This window comes from Citrobacter sp. Cpo221 (assembly GCF_030332345.1).
In the GTDB taxonomy this organism is placed as follows: domain Bacteria; phylum Pseudomonadota; class Gammaproteobacteria; order Enterobacterales; family Enterobacteriaceae; genus Citrobacter; species Citrobacter portucalensis.
Genome location: NZ_JAOWIA010000059.1, coordinates 58,033 through 76,051, shown reverse-complemented (window position 1 = coordinate 76,051; position 18,019 = coordinate 58,033). Strand labels below are relative to the sequence as shown.

At 53.7% G+C, this 18,019-nt stretch carries 14 protein-coding genes and 1 pseudogene; 10 read left to right on the top strand and 5 right to left on the bottom strand.

What is annotated here, in order from left to right; genetic code table 11:
* The first annotated feature begins 35 nt into the window (after positions 1-35).
* From OGY72_RS20435 to psiE, 4 genes are all read left to right on the top strand, one after another.
* The gene (locus OGY72_RS20435; protein ID WP_286549126.1) at positions 36-674 is read left to right on the top strand and encodes a YjbF family lipoprotein; all 639 of its coding nucleotides are present in this window, start codon (positions 36-38) and stop codon (positions 672-674) included.
* The gene (locus OGY72_RS20430; protein WP_286549123.1) at positions 671-1,408 is read left to right on the top strand and encodes a capsule biosynthesis GfcC family protein; all 738 of its coding nucleotides are present in this window, start codon (positions 671-673) and stop codon (positions 1,406-1,408) included. Before OGY72_RS20435 ends, OGY72_RS20430 begins: the two co-directional genes overlap by 4 nt.
* Positions 1,408-3,504, top strand: coding sequence for a YjbH domain-containing protein (locus tag OGY72_RS20425; protein WP_286549121.1), 2,097 nt, complete (start codon positions 1,408-1,410; stop codon positions 3,502-3,504). The genes OGY72_RS20430 and OGY72_RS20425 overlap by 1 nt, the downstream gene beginning before the upstream one ends.
* A 165-nt stretch (positions 3,505-3,669) precedes the next feature.
* The gene (gene psiE, locus OGY72_RS20420; RefSeq protein ID WP_063941223.1) at positions 3,670-4,080 is read left to right on the top strand and encodes a phosphate-starvation-inducible protein PsiE; all 411 of its coding nucleotides are present in this window, start codon (positions 3,670-3,672) and stop codon (positions 4,078-4,080) included.
* Between the two features lie 45 nt (positions 4,081-4,125).
* On the opposite strand, the gene xylE is transcribed toward psiE, so the two are convergent.
* The 3 genes from xylE to malF form a co-directional block, all read right to left on the bottom strand.
* On the bottom strand, positions 4,126-5,601 hold the full coding sequence (xylE, locus tag OGY72_RS20415; RefSeq protein WP_286549116.1) for a D-xylose transporter XylE: 1,476 nt from the start codon (positions 5,599-5,601) through the stop codon (positions 4,126-4,128).
* 324 nt (positions 5,602-5,925) lie between these two features.
* The gene (gene malG, locus OGY72_RS20410) at positions 5,926-6,816 is read right to left on the bottom strand and encodes a maltose ABC transporter permease MalG (RefSeq protein WP_003826575.1); all 891 of its coding nucleotides are present in this window, start codon (positions 6,814-6,816) and stop codon (positions 5,926-5,928) included.
* 156 nt (positions 6,817-6,972) lie between these two features.
* The gene (gene malF, locus OGY72_RS20405; protein WP_286549114.1) at positions 6,973-8,517 is read right to left on the bottom strand and encodes a maltose ABC transporter permease MalF; all 1,545 of its coding nucleotides are present in this window, start codon (positions 8,515-8,517) and stop codon (positions 6,973-6,975) included.
* 40 nt (positions 8,518-8,557) lie between these two features.
* On the opposite strand from malF, the pseudogene OGY72_RS24970 reads away from it, so the two are divergent.
* Positions 8,558-8,632, top strand: a pseudogene (locus OGY72_RS24970) (hypothetical protein); the annotation flags it as partial.
* Between the two features lie 15 nt (positions 8,633-8,647).
* Here OGY72_RS24970 and malE read toward each other — a convergent pair.
* Positions 8,648-9,838, bottom strand: coding sequence for a maltose/maltodextrin ABC transporter substrate-binding protein MalE (gene malE / locus OGY72_RS20400; protein ID WP_003031680.1), 1,191 nt, complete (start codon positions 9,836-9,838; stop codon positions 8,648-8,650).
* 360 nt (positions 9,839-10,198) lie between these two features.
* Here malE and malK point away from each other — a divergent pair, with 360 nt between their 5' ends.
* From malK to ubiA, 5 genes are all read left to right on the top strand, one after another.
* Entirely contained in the window at positions 10,199-11,308 is a 1,110-nt protein-coding gene (gene malK / locus OGY72_RS20395) for a maltose/maltodextrin ABC transporter ATP-binding protein MalK (protein ID WP_003826581.1), read from the top strand.
* A 91-nt stretch (positions 11,309-11,399) separates the two neighbouring features.
* The gene (locus tag OGY72_RS20390; RefSeq protein WP_003826583.1) at positions 11,400-12,755 is read left to right on the top strand and encodes a maltoporin; all 1,356 of its coding nucleotides are present in this window, start codon (positions 11,400-11,402) and stop codon (positions 12,753-12,755) included.
* A gap of 113 nt (positions 12,756-12,868) precedes the next feature.
* On the top strand, positions 12,869-13,816 hold the full coding sequence (malM, locus tag OGY72_RS20385) for a maltose operon protein MalM (protein ID WP_149282104.1): 948 nt from the start codon (positions 12,869-12,871) through the stop codon (positions 13,814-13,816).
* Positions 13,817-13,996: 180 nt separating this feature from the next.
* The gene (gene ubiC, locus OGY72_RS20380) at positions 13,997-14,494 is read left to right on the top strand and encodes a chorismate lyase (protein WP_003826587.1); all 498 of its coding nucleotides are present in this window, start codon (positions 13,997-13,999) and stop codon (positions 14,492-14,494) included.
* Between the two features lie 13 nt (positions 14,495-14,507).
* The gene (ubiA, locus tag OGY72_RS20375; RefSeq protein ID WP_003826589.1) at positions 14,508-15,380 is read left to right on the top strand and encodes a 4-hydroxybenzoate octaprenyltransferase; all 873 of its coding nucleotides are present in this window, start codon (positions 14,508-14,510) and stop codon (positions 15,378-15,380) included.
* 106 nt (positions 15,381-15,486) lie between these two features.
* Here ubiA and plsB read toward each other — a convergent pair whose 3' ends face one another.
* Positions 15,487-17,907, bottom strand: coding sequence for a glycerol-3-phosphate 1-O-acyltransferase PlsB (gene plsB / locus OGY72_RS20370; RefSeq protein ID WP_003826592.1), 2,421 nt, complete (start codon positions 17,905-17,907; stop codon positions 15,487-15,489).
* Positions 17,908-18,019: the final 112 nt, after the last annotated feature.

Here is an 18,019-nt window from a genome sequence, read left to right as displayed (position 1 = left end):
CGTCGCGCCACCCGGCAATAATGCGGAGAAACGTCGTGAAGCGACCAGCGCTCATAATGGTTTGCCTGTTACTGCAGGCGTGCTCAGCCACCACCGAAGGGTTGGGACATTCGCTGTGGGATAGCGTGTTTGGTACTCCCGGCGTACAGATGACGGACGATGAAATCCAAAATATGCCCTACGCCAGCCAGTATATGCAGCTAAACGGCGGCCCCCAGCTGTTTGTGGTACTCGCGTTTGCGGAAAACGGACAGCAGAAATGGGTGACTCAGGATCGGGCTATTCTCGTCACGCAGCATGGGCGCATTGTGAAAACGCATCTCGGCGGGGATAACCTAATCGAGGTGAATAATCTGGCGGCAGACCCACTCATCAAACCCAATCAGATAGTTGATGGCGCAACATGGACCCGCACGATGGGCTGGACCGAGCATCAGCAGGTACGCTATGCCACCGCACGCTCGGTTTTCACATGGGATGGCGCAGACACCATCAAGGTCGGCAACGATGACACGCCGGTACGGATCCTCGATGAAGAGGTAACCACCGATCAAACGCGCTGGCATAACCGCTACTGGATCGACAGTGAAGGGCAGATTCGCCAGTCGGTACAGTATATTGGCGCGCATTACTTCCCGGTGAAAACCACGCTGATTAAGGCGGCAAAATCATGATCAAACGAGCCGTTATGGCGCTGCTGTTGAGCCTGAGCGCGGCGTCTGTTTTTGCTGCGGGCAGCGTTAAGGTCTTTACCTCCGCCAGCGAAGAGCCAAAAACGCTGACCGGGGCCGAACATCTGCTCGACCTGGTCGGACAGCCGCGGTTGAGCAATAGCTGGTGGCCAGGCGCGGTTATTAGCGAAGAGCGGGCAACGACGGAGGCGGGACGTCAGCAGCAGGCATTACTGGCTCGCCTGGCGACGCTGGTCGCTGAAGAAAGCGGTGACGATGCTGCCGCTATCAACGCATTACGCCAGCAAATTCAGGCGTTGAAGGTGACCGGCAGGCAGATGATTAATCTTGACCCGGATGTTGTGCGCGTCAGCGAGCGAGGCAACCCGCCGTTGCAGGGCAATTACACGCTGTGGGTCGGAGCGCAGCCAACGCATATCACGCTGTTTGGCCTGCTAAGCCATCCGGGTAAACAACCGTTTATGCCCGGGCGTGATGTTGCCAGTTATCTCGATGGGCAAAGTCGGCTCAGCGTCGCGGATCGTAGCTTCGCCTGGGTTATCTATCCCGACGGGCGCACGCAAAAAGTACCGGTCGCTTACTGGAACAAACGTCACGTTGAGCCGATGCCCGGCAGCATCATTTATGTCGGACTCTCTGATGCTGTCTGGAGCAGCACCCCGGATGAAATTAATGCCGACATTCTTCGCACCCTGACCCAGCGGATACCCGAATAATGAGAAAAACTTACCTGCTCAGCTTACTGGCGCTGGGTGTAAGCGTTGCCTGCCATGGTGAAACCTGGCCCGCGCCCATTGGGCCTTCCCAGTCCGATTTTGGCGGCGTGGGGCTGCTGCAAACCCCAACCGCACGCATGGCGCGCGAGGGCGAAATGAGCCTCAACTACCGTGATAACGATCAGTACCGCTATTACTCTGCGTCGGTGCAGCTCTTCCCGTGGCTGGAAACCACGCTGCGCTACACCGATGTGCGTACCAAACAATACAGTAGCGTGGAGTCGTTTTCTGGCGATCAGACTTATAAGGATAAAGCTTTTGATCTCAAACTGCGGCTGTGGGAAGAGAGCTACTGGATGCCGCAGGTGGCGGTTGGCGCGCGGGATGTTGGCGGAACCGGCCTGTTCGATGCGGAGTATATTGTGGCGAATAAAGCCTGGGGGCCGTTTGATTTCTCGCTTGGTCTGGGCTGGGGATATCTCGGGACCAGCGGCAACGTCAGCAATCCGTTTTGCTCATACAGCGATAAATTCTGCTATCGCGATAACAGCTACAAGCAGGCCGGTTCTATTGACGGCAGCCAGATGTTCCACGGCCCGGCATCGCTGTTTGGCGGCGTCGAGTATCAGACACCCTGGCAGCCGTTGCGTCTGAAACTGGAGTATGAGGGAAACAATTACCAGCAGGATTTTGCGGGCAAGCTGGATCAGAAGAGCAAGTTTAACGTCGGCGCTATTTATCGCGCCACCGATTGGGCCGACGTTAACCTCAGCTATGAGCGCGGGAACACCTTTATGTTTGGGGTCACGCTGCGGACTAACTTCAACGATCTGCGGCCAAACTATAACGACAACGCCCGCCCGAAATATCAGCCACAGCCGCAGGATGCCATCCTGCAACACTCGGTGGTGGCGAATCAACTAACGCTGCTGAAATATAACGCCGGACTGGCCGATCCTAAAATTCAGGTGCAGGGCGATACGCTGTATGTGACCGGTGAACAGGTGAAATATCGTGATTCGCGCGAAGGGATCGAACGTGCCAACCGGATCGTGATGAACGATATTCCCGACGGGATCCGCACGATCCGTATTACGGAAAATCGTCTTAACTTACCGCAGGTGACGACCGAAACGGAGGTTTCCAGCCTCAAGCGTCATCTGGAAGGCGAACCGTTGGGCCATGAAACCCAGCTGGCGCAAAAACGCGTTGAGCCTGTGGTGCCGAAAACGACCGAGCAGGGCTGGTATATCGATAAGTCACGCTTCGATTTCCACATCGATCCGGTGCTTAACCAGTCGGTGGGCGGCCCGGAAAACTTCTATATGTATCAGTTGGGCGTGATGGGAACGGCGGATTGGTGGGTTACCGATCACCTGCTGACCACCGGGAGTTTGTTCGCCAACCTCGCCAATAACTATGACAAATTTAACTACACCAACCCGCCGCAGGATTCGCATTTGCCACGAGTGCGTACCCATGTGCGCGAGTATGTGCAAAACGATGTCTACGTGAATAACCTGCAGGCCAACTACTTCCAGTCACTCGGAAACGGGTTCTACGGACAGGTTTATGGTGGCTATCTGGAAACCATGTACGGCGGAGCGGGGGCAGAAGTGCTGTATCGTCCGCTGGACAGCAGCTGGGCGTTGGGTGTTGATGCCAACTACGTGAAACAGCGTGACTGGCGTAGCGCGCAGGATATGATGAAATTCACCGACTACAGCGTGAAGACCGGGCATTTGACGGCGTACTGGAATCCGTCATTCGCTCAGGATGTACTGGTGAAAGCCAGCGTGGGCCAGTATCTGGCGGGAGATAAGGGCGGAACGCTGGAAGTGGCGAAGCGCTTTGACAGCGGCGTTGTGGTCGGCGGCTATGCGACCATCACCGACGCCTCGCCGGATGAGTACGGAGAGGGTGATTTTACCAAAGGGGTGTACGTATCCGTGCCGCTGGATCTGTTCTCGTCTGGCCCGACCCGCAGCCGTGCGGCGATTGGCTGGACGCCGTTAACGCGTGATGGCGGCCAGCAGCTTGGACGTAAGTTTGGTCTGTACGACATGACCAGCGACAGAAGTGAGAACTTCCGGTAATACGCGATCGCCTGGTGCGCAGAGCTTACCGGGCCGTAGGCCGGATAAGGCAAAGCCGCCATCCGGCAAGGACCTTCTGGAGAACAAAAAATAAACAAAAAATGTAGATCTCTGTCACATTTTTGCGTTATACAGGAACCTCGCCACTGAGTAAGAGGTGCTGTTATGACGTCGCTATCTCGTCCGCGCGTGGAGTTTATCTCCACCATCTTACAGACCGTGTTGAATCTGGGGCTGCTGACTCTGGGCCTGATCCTGGTTGTATTCCTCGGGAAAGAAACGCTGCATCTGGCGGATGTGCTGTTCGCGCCGGAACAAACCAGCAAGTATGAGCTGGTGGAAGGGCTGGTGGTTTACTTCCTCTACTTTGAATTTATCGCGCTGATTGTGAAGTACTTTCAGTCAGGGTTTCACTTTCCGTTGCGCTATTTTGTCTATATTGGGATCACCGCGATTGTGCGGTTGATCATCGTCGATCATAAAGCACCGATGGATGTACTGATCTATTCCGCGGCGATCCTGCTGCTGGTGATCACCCTGTGGCTGTGTAATTCCAAACGGCTGAAGCGAGAGTAAAAGACAACACGCCGCAATCGGGCCGCGGCGTGTTGCAGGTCAGGATTACTGCGCAGAGGCAGGCTGGGTTTTCTCTGCGGCGGGTTCCCACAGTTCTTCAAGTTCTTCCAGCGTTTTGCCTTTGGTTTCCGGTACAAACTTCCACATAAACAGCGCCGCCAGAATACCCATACAACCGTAAATCCAGTAGGAGAAACCGTTGTGGAAATGGGAAACCAGCCACGAATTTTTGTCCATCATCGGGAAGGTCCAGGAGACGAAGTAGTTCGCCAGCCATTGAGCGGCAACGGCAATGGCGAGCGCTTTGCCACGAATCGCATTGGGGAAGATTTCTGCCAGCAACACCCAGCAAACCGGTCCCCAGGACATGGCGAATGCGGCGACGTAAAACAGCATCGACAGCAGAGCAACCAGCCCGGAAGCCTGGGTATAAAACGCGGTACCGAGGCTGAACATACCGATGGCCATGCCCAGAGCGCCAATAATCTGCAGTGGTTTGCGACCAAATTTATCCACCGTCATGATAGCCAGCACGGTGAAGCTCAGGTTGATCACGCCAACAATGATGGTCTGTAACAGCGCCACATCGGTGCTGGCTCCCAGCGTTTTAAACACCTCCGGGGCGTAGTAGAGCACGACGTTAATACCGACGAATTGCTGGAAGATAGACAGCATTACGCCGATGACGATAACGCCTGCGCCAAACATCAGCAGGCGACCGCCGGTTTTACGACCATGTTCCAGAGACTGATTGATCCCCTGCATGGCCTGGGTGGCGAGGGCGCTGCCCATAATTTTGCGCAGAATACCTTCCGCCTGCTCGTGTCTGCCACGTGCCATCAGCCAGCGCGGGCTTTCTGGTACGGTGTACAGCAGCAGTAAAAACAGCAGGGCGGGAATACTTTCGGACGCAAACATATAGCGCCAGCCATCGGTATTCAGCCAGTTGGCGTCGCCTGAACGTGCGATAAAATAGTTAACGCAATACACTAACAGTTGACCAAAAATAATGGCGAACTGGTTAAATGACACCAGTTTCCCGCGAATGTGTGCGGGCGCCAGTTCTGCAATATACATTGGTGAGAGCATTGAAGCTAAACCTACGCCAATACCCCCAATGATACGATAAATAACAAATTCGGGAACGTATCCGGCTAAATAAACGGGTACGGCGTTATCTGGGTTAATAGTCGTAAAACCTAATTCTGGCCAGGCGGAACCAATACCGGAAATAAAGAACAGCAGAGCCGCGATTTTCAGCGAGTCCCGGCGGCCAAACCGGTTACTACAATAGCCGCCCAGGGCACCCCCGATGATGCAGCCTATCAACGCACTGGCGACGCAAAAGCCCAACAGCGAGTTGGCGGCGGATTCACTTAAATGTTGTGGGGCGACAAACACGGTATTCAGGGATTCTACCGTTCCGGATATGACCGCAGTGTCGTAGCCGAATAATAGCCCTCCTAACGTTGCCACTAATGTAATCGAAAAAATATAACTGGAATTATATTGAGAGTTCATTCAGACCTGCCTTAGAGGATACAGCTCTTTTGATCAGTGCCGTGATGTTGAATTTAACAGGCAGGGAAGACAATTATCATTTTTTACATTGCAATTACGTTTTGTCTTTTCTGTGATCTTAATTCTGTTTGATTTATCTATATTCAGACAGGAAATAGAATTGCAGTGATGGAGAGCACGAAAGGAAATAATCGTAACAGTGATGCAAAATAACATAAAAAAAGGGCGCTCCGTAGAGCGCCGAATAACAGTCACAGGTTGGGATAACATAAGTTGAGGGTTGCAGTGGCATTGCCCGTTGCCGGGCAGGTACTTCGGTAAAACTTAACCTTTCACACCACCCGCGGTCAGACCGTTGACTAGCCAGCGCTGCGCCAGCAAGAACACCAGAGTGATCGGAATGGCTGAAAGTACAGCCGCGGCGGCAAAGTCGCCCCACAAATAGTTCTGTGGGTTGAGGTACTGCTGCATACCTACCGCAAGGGTATAGCTGTTCACATCACGCAGCAGCAGTGACGCGACCGGTACTTCGGTAATAGCGGCAATGAAAGACAGAATAAACACGACCGCCAGAATCGGAACGGAAAGCGGCAGCAGCACCAGGCGGAATGCCTGCCACGGCGTAGCGCCATCCAGCGCGGCCGCTTCTTCCAGTGAACCGTCGATAGTTTCGAAATAGCCCTTTATCGTCCATACATGCAGCGCAATACCGCCGAGGTAGGCGAAGATCACGCCGCCGTGCGTGTTCAGGCCGATAAACGGAATGTACTGGCCCAGGCGATCAAACAAAGCATACAACGCGACCAGAGACAGCACCGCCGGGAACATCTGGAAAATCAGCATCCCTTTCAGCAGGGTTGCTTTGCCCGGGAAACGCATACGAGCAAAGGCGTAAGCACAGGTAGTGGAAAGCGTCACGATACCGATCGCGGTAATGCTGGCCACTTTCACCGAGTTCCACAGCCATAACAGTACCGGGAACGGCGGTGGCGTCACACGGCCATCCGCGTGTTCAACGCTAAAGCCCAGCGCCAGTTTCCAGTGTTCCCAGGAGATGTTTTCCGGGATCAGGCTGCCGGTGGCAAAGTTACCTTCGCGCAGCGAGATAGCGATAACCATCAGCAGCGGGAACATGATCGCCGCGATAAAAATCAGCAGCCCTAAGTGCGTTGCGAATAAACGTAACTTCTGAGATTTGGGTTGAACCATAGCCATAATATTTTTACTCCCCTTGATACCGCTCCAGGCTATTTTGCTTGCCATTTTGAACTCGGGCAGTGCTCAGAATCCTCACGTACTACGTGTACGCTCCGGTTCTTCCGCGCTGGCCGAGCTCAAACTGCCCGCGCCAATGACGCCTGGTTATTCCAATTAATCAAACTTCATACGTGTGGCTTTCAGGTTCACAATCGCCAGCGCACCAACCAGCAGGAAGATCAGCGTAGCAATCGCCGCCGCCAGACCGAAGTCCTGACCACCGCCGCCTTCAAAGGCGATACGGTAGGTGTAGCTCACGAGCAGGTCGGTATAACCGGCTGGTGTGGTGGTACCAAGACGGTCCGGACCACCGTTGGTCAACAGCTGAATCAGCACGAAGTTGTTAAAGTTAAAGGCGAAGCTGGCGATCATCAGCGGCGTCAGCGGCTTAATCAACAGCGGTAGCGTTATCTTAAAGAAGTTCTGGAACGGACCTGCGCCATCCATCGCCGAGGCTTCATACAGGTCGTCAGGAATCGCTTTCAGCAGACCCATGCACAGGATCATCATGTATGGATAACCGAGCCAGGTGTTGACGATAATAATCATCGAACGCGCGGTGGTTGGATCGCTGAACCAGGCCGGTTTGATGCCAAACAGCGCGCTCAGCATCATGTTGATTTCACCAAAGCTCTGGTTGAATAAGCCCTTGAAAATCAGAATCGAGATAAACGACGGTACGGCATACGGAAGAATCAGCAGGACGCGGTAAATCGCTTTGCCTTTGAGAGACTCCCACTGTACGAGACAGGCCAGCACCATGCCCACGGCAACGGTCAAAATAACGGTCAGTACCGAGAAGACCACCGTCCAGACGAAGATGGCGAAGAACGGTTTCTGGATGCCTTCGTCGGTAAACACGCGGGTGAAGTTATCCCAGCCGATGGCAACGGTGTAGCCCGGGCTGAGTTTTTCGCTACCCCAGCTACCGTCAGCGTTAATCGCCTGATAATAACCAATATTGTTGTTGGCGCGGTATTTTACGCCGCTCTGGCTGTTGGTGAGCGTGCCGTCTTCAGCGAGCGTATAAAGTGGCTGCGTGCCGGAAAACTGGCGCAGCGAACTCATGGTAACTTTGCTTTCATCCGGCAGGATGGCGGTCAATTGGGTAAGCGCCTGGCGATTCTGCGTGATGATACGCAGTGTTGCACGTTCGCCTGCCGGCAGCGCCTCGGCTTCTTTCAGTTGCAGTTTCTGCTCGCCGCCAAATTTAAAAGCGTCAGAAAGGTAATTCTTGCCGGTTTCACCGTCGGTGAGGGCCAGTTGCCACTCATCACCCGCCGGATACAGGCCAAAGTTGTAGGTTTTCCCAGCCTGATACGAACGATCCATCAGGACTTCCTGAGCGCGTTCAAAGGTCAGCTGGTTGGTACTGCTGTAGTTGGTAAAGGCAATGGCGATCGTACAAATCAACGGAAACAGGACAAACAGCCCCATACCGGCAACGCCCGGGTAAACATAGCGCCAGGCATAGGCTTTACGGTTAGCGAAAATATACAGGCCAGCAGAGCTTAAAATCAGCGTCATGATGGCAAACAGGTACTCCCCCTGAGCGTACATCAAAACAACAAGGTAACCGACCAGCAGCCCAAGCAGACCCATCACTGACCATTTCAGCGTGTCGCTTTGCCACCAGTGTTTCTTTTTAATGACATCCATGGGGATCTTCCTCTACAACATTGAACATCTGTCGGCAAAAGTGCCTGATGGCGCTGCGCTTATCAGGCCTACGGTGAGTTGTAGGCCGGATAAGGCATTTATGCCGCCATCCGGCACGTGTGCTACAGCACTACTTGGTGATACGACCCTGCGCGTCTTTCAGTGCGGCATCGACGGTCTGACGGCCGCTGGCTGCGTTGATCACTGCGGTACGAACGGCATACCAGAATGCGGACATCTGTGGGATGTTCGGCATGATTTCGCCTTTCTGGGCGTTATCCATAGTGGCGGCGATACGTGGGTCTTTCGCTAACTGATCCTGGAAGGATTTCAGCGCAACGGCGCCCAGCGGTTTGTCCTTGTTCACTTCATCCAGACCCTGATCGGTCAGCAGGTAGTTTTCGAGGAACTCTTTCGCCAGTTCTTTGTTCGGGCTGGCGGCGTTGATACCGGCGCTCAGAACGCCAACAAACGGTTTAGACGCTTTTCCTTTGAAGGTTGGCAGCAGCGTGACGCCGTAGTTGATTTTACTCTTATCGATGTTGGACCACGCCCACGGACCGTTGATGGTCATCGCGGTATCGCCTTTGTTAAAGGCCGCTTCGGCGATGGAGTAATCAGTATCCGCGTTCATGTGTTTGTTCTTGATCAGATCAACCAGGAAGGTCAGACCCGCTTTCGCGCCAGCGTTATCCACGCCCACGTCTTTCACATCGTACTTACCGTTCTCAAACTTGAACGCGTAACCACCGTCGGCGGCAATCAGCGGCCAGGTGAAGTACGGTTCTTGCAGGTTAAACATCAGCGCGGATTTACCTTTCGCCTTCAGCTCTTTATCCAGTGCAGGAATTTCTTCCCAGGTTTTCGGTGGATTTGGAACGAGGTCTTTGTTGTAAATCAGCGACAGCGCTTCAACCGCGATCGGGTAGGCAATCAGTTTGCCGTTATAGCGTACGGCATCCCAGGTGAACGGATAGAGCTTGTCCTGGAAGGCTTTGTCAGGTGTGATTTCAGCCAGCAGGCCAGACTGAGCGTAGCCGCCAAAACGGTCATGTGCCCAGAAGATGATGTCCGGGCCGTCGCCGGTCGCGGCAACCTGCGGGAACTTCTCTTCCAGCTTGTCCGGGTGCTCAATAGTGACTTTGATCCCGGTGTCTTTCTCGAATTTTTTGCCCACTTCAGCGAGGCCGTTATAGCCTTTGTCGCCGTTAATCCAGATAACCAGCTTACCTTCTTCAATCTTGGCGAGAGCCGAGGCGGAAAACATCATCGTCGTTAATGCAGACAATGCGAGGATGCGTGCGCCAGTTTTGATTTTCATAGTTCCCATCCTGTTTGGTGATTTTGCAGAGGTGGCTTAACGGTTACTAGTTTCTTTATACGACAACCTCTTTCCATCCTCCTTACCCCTACGCCCCACCCGCTCTTTATGTGATCTGTGTTACATAAATGTGAGTATTGCGTACTGGCGCACATAAAAACCCACCGATTTTTGCAGGCTGCATCACGAAATTCCTCTGAGGCTGGTGGCCCGGGTCTCAGACGCTGCTCTCTCATCCTCCCGCCTCCTCCCCCATAAAAAAGCCGGGGGGTGGAGGATTCACGCAGTCAAGGGATCGCGCATAGTCAGCCCATCATGAATGTTGCTGTCGATGACAGGTTGTAACGAAGGGAGAAGGGCATGGCGAGCGTACAGCTACGAAATGTAACGAAAGCCTGGGGTGACGTGGTGGTATCGAAAGATATCAATCTCGACATTCACGAAGGGGAATTCGTGGTGTTTGTCGGACCGTCAGGCTGCGGTAAGTCGACCTTGCTGCGTATGATCGCCGGACTTGAAACCATCACCAGTGGTGACCTGTTTATCGGGGAGACCCGGATGAACGACATTCCGCCCGCCGAACGTGGTGTAGGCATGGTCTTTCAGTCCTACGCGTTGTATCCCCATTTGTCCGTCGCGGAAAACATGTCGTTCGGCCTCAAACTGGCCGGAGCGAAAAAAGAAGTGATGAACCAGCGCGTGAACCAGGTTGCGGAAGTTCTGCAACTGGCACACCTGCTGGAGCGTAAACCGAAAGCGCTTTCCGGTGGACAACGTCAGCGTGTGGCGATTGGCCGTACGCTGGTCGCTGAACCGCGCGTATTCCTGCTGGACGAACCACTGTCGAACCTCGATGCCGCTCTGCGCGTGCAGATGCGTATTGAAATCTCCCGCCTGCATAAACGTCTTGGCCGCACGATGATTTACGTCACCCACGATCAGGTCGAAGCGATGACGCTGGCCGACAAAATTGTGGTGCTGGATGCCGGTCGCGTAGCGCAGGTTGGTAAGCCTCTGGAACTGTATCACTACCCGGCTGACCGCTTTGTGGCGGGCTTCATTGGTTCACCGAAGATGAACTTCCTGCCGGTGAAAGTCACGGCAACGGCTATCGATCAGGTGCAGGTTGAACTGCCCAACCGCCAGCAAATATGGCTCCCGGTAGACAGCCATGCGGTACAGGTTGGCGCCAACATGTCTTTAGGTATCCGCCCGGAACATCTGCTGCCCAGCGATATCGCCGATGTCACCCTCGAAGGTGAAGTGCAGGTGGTCGAGCAGCTTGGTCACGAAACACAAATTCATATCCAGATCCCCGCCATCCGTCAAAACCTGGTTTACCGCCAGAACGACGTGGTGTTGGTAGAAGAGGGTGCCACATTCGCTATCGGCCTGCCGCCAGAGCGTTGCCATCTGTTCCGTGAGGATGGCACTGCATGTCGTCGGTTGCACAAAGAGCCGGGCGTTTAAGGTCCCCATAAAAAAACGAAACGCAAAACCATTCGCAGTTTTAGAAGGTGGCAGCGTTTAAAGAAAAGCAATGATCTCAGGAGATAGAACGATGATTACTCTGCGCAAACTCCCTCTGGCGGTTGCTGTAGCAGCAGGCATTATGTCTGTTCAGGCAATGGCTGTGGATTTCCATGGTTATGCTCGTTCCGGCATTGGCTGGACAGGTAGCGGCGGTGAACAACAGTGTTTCCAGGCAACTGGTGCCCAAAGTAAATACCGTCTTGGTAACGAATGTGAAACCTATGCGGAAATCAAATTAGGTCAGGAAGTGTGGAAAGAGGGCGATAAGAGCTTCTACTTCGACACCAACGTTGCCTACTCCGTTGCACAGCAGAATGACTGGGAAGCGACCGATCCTGCTTTCCGCGAAGCCAACGTGCAGGGTAAAAACCTGATTGAATGGCTGCCGGGTTCCACCATCTGGGCCGGTAAACGTTTCTATCAGCGTCATGACGTCCACATGATCGACTTCTACTACTGGGATATTTCAGGTCCTGGTGCCGGTATTGAAAACATCGATCTGGGCTTCGGTAAACTGTCTCTGGCCGCAACCCGTTCTCAGGAAGCGGGTGGTTCTTACACCTTCAGTAGCCAGAATATCTACGACACATCCAAAGATACCGCGAACGACGTATTCGACATGCGTTTAGCGCAGATGGCCATTAACCCGGACGGCATGCTGGAACTGGGTGTTGACTACGGTCGTGCGAATAAAACTGACGGTTATAGCTACGCGGATAGCGCTTCTAAAGATGGCTGGATGTTCACTGCAGAACATACTCAGAGCATGCTGAAGGGCTATAACAAGTTCGTGGTTCAGTATGCAACTGATGCGATGACCACGCAGGGTAAAGGTGGCTCGCAGGGTACTTACGGTTCAACCTTCGATACCCAGGCAACACCAAATGATCCCGTTATCCATCATGTAAACAACAATATCAATAACAACGGTAGCCTGGTGCGCGTACTTGACCACGGTGCTATCTCTCTGGGCGACAAGTGGGACCTGATGTACGTCGGTATGTATCAGAATATCGACATGGATAATGACCTGGGTACTGAATGGTACACCGTGGGTATTCGTCCGATGTACAAATGGACACCAATCATGAGCACCCTGATGGAAGTCGGCTACGACAACGTCAAATCTCAACAGACTGGCGATCGCAACAGCCAATACAAAATCACCTTGGCACAACAGTGGCAGGCAGGCGACAGCATCTGGTCTCGTCCGGCAATCCGCGTCTTTGCAACCTATGCCAAATGGGATGAAGAGTGGGGCTACGTTAAAAATGGTAACAACGTATCTAAATACGCAGCTGCAACGAACTCTGGTATCAGCACAACCAGCCGTGGCGACAGCGATGAGTGGTCCTTCGGTGCTCAGATGGAAATCTGGTGGTAATTCAGCTCTAACCTGACGTAAAGACCGAAAGAGGGGCGCAAGCCCCTCTTGATTACGGTTTAGCGCGCTATTGCCTGGCCACCGCTGAACCCATGCTATCTGAGGTGATAACAATGAAAATGAAGAAAAGTCTCGTTGCCCTTTGTTTATCTGCAGGGTTATTTGCCAGCGCGCCTGGCACCAGCCTGGCCGATGTAAATATTGTTCCGCAGAACACCACCGCGGCGCCTGCTATTCCCACTGCAGCGTTGCAACAGTTAACCTGGACGCCAGTTGATCAATCGAAAACCCAATCAACCTCGTTGGCGACAGCGGGACAGCGTCTGGACATTGCCGGTATTAGCGGCCCGGTTGCCGCCTACAGCGTACCGGCCAACATTGGTGAACTGACCCTGACACTGAGCAGTGAAGTCAACAAACAAACCAGCGTATTTGCGCCAAACGTCTTAATTCTTGATCAGAACATGACGCCATCTGCGTTCTTCCCTAGCAGTTACTTTACCTACCAGGCACCGGGTGTGATGAGTGCCGATCGCCTGGAAGGGGTGATGCGCCTGACGCCAGCGCTGGGACAGCAAAAACTGTATGTTCTGGTCTTTACTACTGATAAAGATCTCCAGCAGACCACAACCCTGCTTGACCCGGCAAAAGCCTATGCCAAGGGGGTAGGTAACGCTGTTCCGGATATTCCGGACCCGATTGCCCGCCACACCACCGACGGTCTGCTGCATCTGAAGGTTAAAACCAGCTCCTCCTCCAGCGTGCTGGTCGGGCCGCTGTTTGGTTCTTCCGGTCCTGGCCCTGTTACGGTTGGTAATACCGCAGCGCCTGCAGTGGCCTACGCGGCTCCGGCGGCAGCCGTTGCTGCTCCGGCACCACAACCCGTGAAGAAAAGCGAGCCAATGCTGAACGACACGGAAAGCTATTTTAATCAGGCGATTAAGGATGCAGTTGCAAAAGGCGATGTTGATAAAGCGCTGAAGCTGCTTGATGAAGCGGAACGTCTGGGATCCAAATCTGCCCGATCCACCTTTATCAGCAGTGTAAAAGGCAAGGGGTAAACATCTCCCCACATTGTTGATTTTGCAACAACTGGTGCGTCTCCTGGCGCACCTTTTTTTATCCTTCGGTGCTAATTGTTACACTTATGTTGCCCTACCGATCACTTAATCGTGTTTGCTCACCCCGTAATGCCTTTTCTGCGATACAATGCCTTCAGGTTATAAATCGGAGAGTAAGGCATGCCACACCCTGCGTTAACGCAACTGCGTGCGCTGCGTTATTTTGATGCGATCCCAGCGCTGGACGCCCAACTGCTCGACTGGTTGTTACTGGAAGATTCCATGACCAAACGTTTTGAGCAGCAGGGGAAAAAGGTCACCGTAACGTTGATTCGCGAAGAATTCGTTGGGCAAAATGAGGTGGCTGAAGAACTGACGCTGCTGCCTAAAGAGTCTCGTTATTGGTTACGTGAAATCCTGTTATGCGCGGATGGTGAACCCTGGCTTGCCGGACGGACTGTGGTGCCTGAATCAACCTTGTGCGGCCCTGAACTGGCCTTACAGAACCTTGGGAAAACCCCGCTCGGACGCTACCTGTTTACGTCATCGACATTGACCCGAGATTTTATTGAGATTGGCCGCGATGCAGCGCTGTGGGGGCGTCGTTCCCGCCTGCGGCTGAGCGGTAAGCCACTGATGCTTACCGAGCTTTTTCTGCCTGCGTCGCCGTTGTACTGAGAGGAAGATAAAGATGGAGTGGAGTCTGACGCAGAATAAGCTGCTGGCGTTTCACCGCTTGATGCGTACGGATAAGCCAATCGGCGCCTTACTGCTGCTCTGGCCTACGCTGTGGGCACTGTGGGTGGCGACCCCAGGCATGCCGCAACTGTGGATCCTGGCGGTTTTTGTCGCTGGCGTTTGGTTAATGCGCGCCGCCGGATGCGTGGTGAATGATTATGCCGACAGGAAATTTGACGGGCACGTCAAACGCACCGCGAATAGACCGCTGCCGAGCGGGGCTGTCACCGAGAAAGAAGCCCGAACGCTGTTTGTGGTACTGGTGCTGCTGGCCTTCCTGCTGGTTTTGACCCTCAACACGATGACCATTTTGTTATCCGTTGCGGCATTAGCATTAGCGTGGGTTTATCCGTTTATGAAGCGCTATACGCATCTGCCGCAGGTGGTGCTGGGGGCGGCGTTTGGCTGGTCGATCCCGATGGCGTTCGCCGCCGTGAGTGAGTCCGTACCGCTGAGCTGCTGGCTGATGTTCCTTGCGAATATTCTCTGGGCGGTGGCTTATGATACGCAGTACGCCATGGTTGACCGGGATGATGACCTGAAGATCGGCATTAAATCGACCGCGATCCTGTTCGGTCAGAACGACAAGCTGATTATTGGTATTTTGCAGGTAGGCGTGCTGGTGCTGATGGCGCTGGTGGGCTGGTTAAACGGGTTAGGACTGGGCTATTACTGGTCTCTGCTGGTGGCGGGCGCGCTGTTTGTCTATCAGCAGAAACTGATCGTCAACCGTGAACGTGATGCCTGCTTTAAAGCGTTTATGAACAATAACTACGTCGGTCTGGTGCTGTTCTTAGGCCTGGCAATGAGCTACTGGCATTTTTGATTTTGGCTTAGCCTGCAAAATAAAAAACCGGTCATTTTGAACTGCACCCAAAAAGTTGGACACCCAACGAAGTAAGGTGCAGTTCAAAATGACCGGTTTTTTATGCTTACTCGCCCTGAGTGGCGCTCTCGATAGTCAGACGCACATCTGACGTGACCAGTTCGGCCAGCATCTGATAGATCTTCATCGTCTCTTCCGGTTCGGCATCTCCGGTATCGCTGATGAATCCCTCGTCACGCAGCGTCAGCACCAGAGAGCTGAACACGGCTTTATCGAAGAATTCCGGCGCGTTAATGCCGTGCAGCACTGAGAGGCGTTGCGCCACGGTGCGGCTCTCTTTTTCCAGCGTGCCACGGTTGATGGACGGGTTCGCGCTCAGCAGCCAGAAGGTAATGGCGTAGCGCTGCAACGTCTCGCGAGCACCTGCCGCCAGCAACTGTAGCGTGCGGGAGCGGGCTGGATTGATATGCAGTTCGTCATCGGTCAGGGTGATGAGTCCCTGGCGCTGCATTTCGCTGGCCAGTTCATCAATTACCCCGGCAAGCTCATCACGCTCCCAGCGTAAGAACAGCTCCGCTTTCAGCATCGGGTACAGCGCATCAATATGCTGCTGCAATGCGGCGCGTGAAATACGACGATGCTGAGTCACAATGGCTGCCATCAACGAAGGCAGAACCAGCATATGCGCAATATTATTGCGGTAGTAGGTCATCAATACCGCCTGCTCGCGCGGCAGAATAATGATGTCACCGATGGTGTCTTTCTCGACCTCAAACTTGTTCATCTGCAAGGCGTGGTCGATCAGTTCACTGGCACTCTGCGCAGGAACAGTAGCATCCGCCGCGTACGGCACGTTGCGCAGCAGGCTCAGGTAGCAGTCAAGCTGCTCGGTCAGCTGTTCACGGGTCAGAGAGCGCTGGCGGGAGGCCAGTAAAGCAGTACAGCACAGGTTCATGGCGTTGGCCGCGCCTGCGTTGTTAATGCGCACCATCAAATCGGCGGCAATGTTATTCACCGTCGGCGTCAACCAGGCCGGGCGGATAGACTCGATAGGGTCAATAGATTCACGCCACTCCGGCACATGCTGGTTGAGGTAAGTCATCAATGGCATTGGTTCACCAAAGTTGACGTAGCCCTGACCCAGGTTACGCAGCTTGCTTAAGCCACGCAGCATTTGCGGCAGACTTTCTTTCTCTTTCGTCGCGCCACGCAACTCTTTCGCGTAGGTGCCCACTTCCATTACGTGCTCATAGCCGATGTAAATAGGTACGAGGGTAATAGGGCGCGTACCGCCGCGCAGCATCGCCTGAATAGTCATCGACAGCGTGCCGGTTTTCGGGTCGAGCAGACGACCGGTACGTGAACGGCCCCCTTCGACAAAGTACTCAACCGAGTAGCCGCGGCTGAACAGCTCGCCCAGGTATTCGCGGAATACGGTGGAATAGAGCTTGTTGCCCTTGAAGGTACGACGAATAAAGAACGCGCCCAGACGGCGGAAAATCGGACCCGCTGGCCAGAAGTTCAGGTTGATACCGGCTGCGATGTGCGGCGGCACCAAACCCTGATGGTACAGAACGTACGACAGCAGCATATAGTCCATATGGCTGCGGTGGCACGGAACGTACACGATTTCATGCCCATCGTGCGCCAACTGGCGTACACGTTCAGCATTATGAACGTTAATCCCCTGATACAGACGGTTCCAGGTAAAGCCCAAAATACGGTCCGTCAGACGAATCATTTCGTAGGAGAAGTTGGCGGCAATCTCTTCCATCAGCGCAATGGCATTTTGCTGCGCTTTTTCGTGGGAGATTTTTTTACTGCGCGCTTCATCTTCTACCGCACGAGCGATCGCTTTTGAAGCTAACAGTTTATTAAACAGATCCTGGCGGGCAGGGAGGCGCGGGCCGACAGCGGCCAGGCGCTGGCGAGCAAAGTGCATACGCGCCACGCGTGCCAGCTTCTGGGCGATGATCTTATCCGTACCGTGTTCATCCGCCATACGGCGCAGAGAGACCGACGGGGAGAAACGGACAAAACTGTCGCGACCCAGCCATGACACCGCAAAGAATTTCTGTACGCCGTTTAGCATACGTAACGGCGGATTGACCTCGCCTTTTTCACGCCCCGGCGCACGGCCAAACATCACCGAAACCGGCACCATCTGCACATCCAGATCTGGATTGCTGCGATGCAAGTCGAGATAGTTGTGGAACAGCTTGATAGACTCTTCTTTCGGCGTGTAATAGGTGAATACACGCGGACCGCCGTGAATAAACACGTAGCGCGGTAACAGCGTTCCGTCTATCTCTAGTGGTTCCAGGGGATCGGGGAGGTCGTGCACCAGACATTGGGCACGCAGCGTCAGCAAGTCTGCTTTCGAATTGTACGGTAGGACGTACATAATGGGACGCGAAGTATCGAGTCCCAATTCCGGAGCAGGTTCTGCTGGAATAGACTTGCTTTTTACCAGGACGCTTAATGGTAAATTCAGTAATTTGTAGTAAATTCGTGGCCAGCCGGACATAAACGATGTAAAGCCTCTGGTTAATAATGCAAATGCGCTGCAAGGATATCAGAAAGTTTAGTGAATTTCTGTGGTATCCGGTCATACTTCGCGCTGCTTTGCCACACCCTGA

Excerpts from the sequence above, each read along its gene's own strand:
- OGY72_RS20430 (WP_286549123.1), top strand. The coding sequence starts at position 671 with ATGATCAAACGAGCCGTTATGGCGCTGCTGTTGAGCCTGAGCGCGGCG.
- OGY72_RS20425 (WP_286549121.1), top strand. The coding sequence starts at position 1,408 with ATGAGAAAAACTTACCTGCTCAGCTTACTGGCGCTGGGTGTAAGCGTT.
- psiE (WP_063941223.1), top strand. The coding sequence starts at position 3,670 with ATGACGTCGCTATCTCGTCCGCGCGTGGAGTTTATCTCCACCATCTTA.
- xylE (WP_286549116.1), bottom strand. The coding sequence starts at position 5,601 with ATGAACTCTCAATATAATTCCAGTTATATTTTTTCGATTACATTAGTG.
- malG (WP_003826575.1), bottom strand. The coding sequence starts at position 6,816 with ATGGCTATGGTTCAACCCAAATCTCAGAAGTTACGTTTATTCGCAACG.
- malF (WP_286549114.1), bottom strand. The coding sequence starts at position 8,517 with ATGGATGTCATTAAAAAGAAACACTGGTGGCAAAGCGACACGCTGAAA.
- malE (WP_003031680.1), bottom strand. The coding sequence starts at position 9,838 with ATGAAAATCAAAACTGGCGCACGCATCCTCGCATTGTCTGCATTAACG.
- malK (WP_003826581.1), top strand. The coding sequence starts at position 10,199 with ATGGCGAGCGTACAGCTACGAAATGTAACGAAAGCCTGGGGTGACGTG.
- OGY72_RS20390 (WP_003826583.1), top strand. The coding sequence starts at position 11,400 with ATGATTACTCTGCGCAAACTCCCTCTGGCGGTTGCTGTAGCAGCAGGC.
- malM (WP_149282104.1), top strand. The coding sequence starts at position 12,869 with ATGAAAATGAAGAAAAGTCTCGTTGCCCTTTGTTTATCTGCAGGGTTA.
- ubiC (WP_003826587.1), top strand. The coding sequence starts at position 13,997 with ATGCCACACCCTGCGTTAACGCAACTGCGTGCGCTGCGTTATTTTGAT.
- ubiA (WP_003826589.1), top strand. The coding sequence starts at position 14,508 with ATGGAGTGGAGTCTGACGCAGAATAAGCTGCTGGCGTTTCACCGCTTG.
- plsB (WP_003826592.1), bottom strand. The coding sequence starts at position 17,907 with ATGTCCGGCTGGCCACGAATTTACTACAAATTACTGAATTTACCATTA.